Raw genomic sequence first — 1,285 nt, 5'->3', positions numbered from 1 at the left:
AACCGCACCGGGTTTGCCGGAGGCTCCAACTCCTGAGTAGGATGGAGCATCATGAGCAAGACGACGAACAAGTTTTCCGCTGAGGTTCGCGAGCGCGCTGTGCGCTTGGTTCTCGACAATGAAGGCCAGCATGGATCGCGTTGGCAGTCAGTCATGTCGATTTCCGCGAAGATCGGCTGCGCGCCCCAGACCCTGAACGAGTGGGTCAAGAAGGCCGAGGTCGATAGCGGAAAGCGCGCTGGTATCCCGGCAGACATGGCCGAGAAGATGAAGGCGCTGGAGCGGGAGAACCGGGAGCTGCGCCAGGCAAACGAGATCCTGCGCAAGGCGAGCGCGTATTTTGCGATGGCGGAGCTCGACCGCCGGTCGAAGTGATGGTCGGCTTTATCGACGATCACCGCGGTGAGCATGGGGTCGAGCCGATCTGCAAGGTTCTGCCGATCGCCCCTTCCACCTATTACGATCACCTGGTGAAGCGCGCCGATCCGTCGCGGTTATCGGATCGTGCCCGGCGCGATGCAGTCCTGCGGCCCGAGATCGAGCGGGTCTTCGAGGAGAACTGGCGCGTCTACGGCGTGCGTAAGGTTTGGCGTCAGCTGGATCGGGAAGGCTTCGATGTCGCGCGTTGCACGGTCGCCCGGCTGATGAAGGGCATGGGTATTCAGGGCATTATTCGCGGAAAGCCCCACAGAACAACGGTGCCGGACAGATCGGCGCCACGCCCTTTGGACAAGGTGAACCGGCAATTCAGGGTTCCAGCGCCGAACGTGCTCTGGGTCAGCGACTTCACCTATGTCGCCACCTGGAGGGGCTTCGTGTATGTGGCATTCGTCATCGACGCCTACGCACGCCGGATTGTGGGCTGGCGCGTGAGCCAAACAGCTCATGCAGGCTTCGTTCTCGATGCGCTGGAACAGGCTGTCCATGATCGCCGTCCGGTCAAGGGCGCAGGGCTCGTCCACCACTCGGACCGCGGATCGCAATACCTGTCGATCAAATACACGGAAAGGCTGGGCGAGGCTGGCATCGAACCTTCAGTCGGCAGCGTCGGCGACAGTTATGACAACGCTTTGGCGGAAACGATCAATGGTCTGTTCAAGGCTGAGGTCATCCATCGTCGCGGGCCGTGGCGCACCTTCGAAGCCGTCGAATATGCCACCCTCGAATGGGTCGACTGGTTCAACAACCGCCGCCTGCTTGAGCCGATCGGGAGCATCCCGCCAGCAGAGGCAGAAGCAAACTTCTACGCGGCTCTGGAAATTGAAGACATCGCCGCGTAACTAAC

The 1,285-nt window shown here is 61.1% G+C and carries 1 protein-coding gene and 1 other annotated feature; the gene reads left to right on the top strand.

From position 1 onward, the window contains the following. Window positions 1-51: 51 nt before the first annotated feature. Window positions 52-1,280 (top strand): IS3 family transposase gene (locus HOY34_RS21760; RefSeq protein ID WP_172366762.1). Its coding sequence is split into 2 segments (ribosomal slippage): window positions 52-340 and window positions 340-1,280, totalling 1,230 coding nucleotides; the frame shifts between segments, so codons are not numbered across the junction. After that, window positions 333-449, top strand: a sequence feature (AL1L pseudoknot). (Overlaps the previous gene by 117 nt.) Window positions 1,281-1,285: the final 5 nt, after the last annotated feature.

This window comes from Pseudogemmobacter hezensis, assembly GCF_013155295.1.
In the GTDB taxonomy this organism is placed as follows: Bacteria; Pseudomonadota; Alphaproteobacteria; order Rhodobacterales; family Rhodobacteraceae; genus Pseudogemmobacter; species Pseudogemmobacter hezensis.
This window is presented reverse-complemented; position numbering and strand designations above follow the sequence as displayed.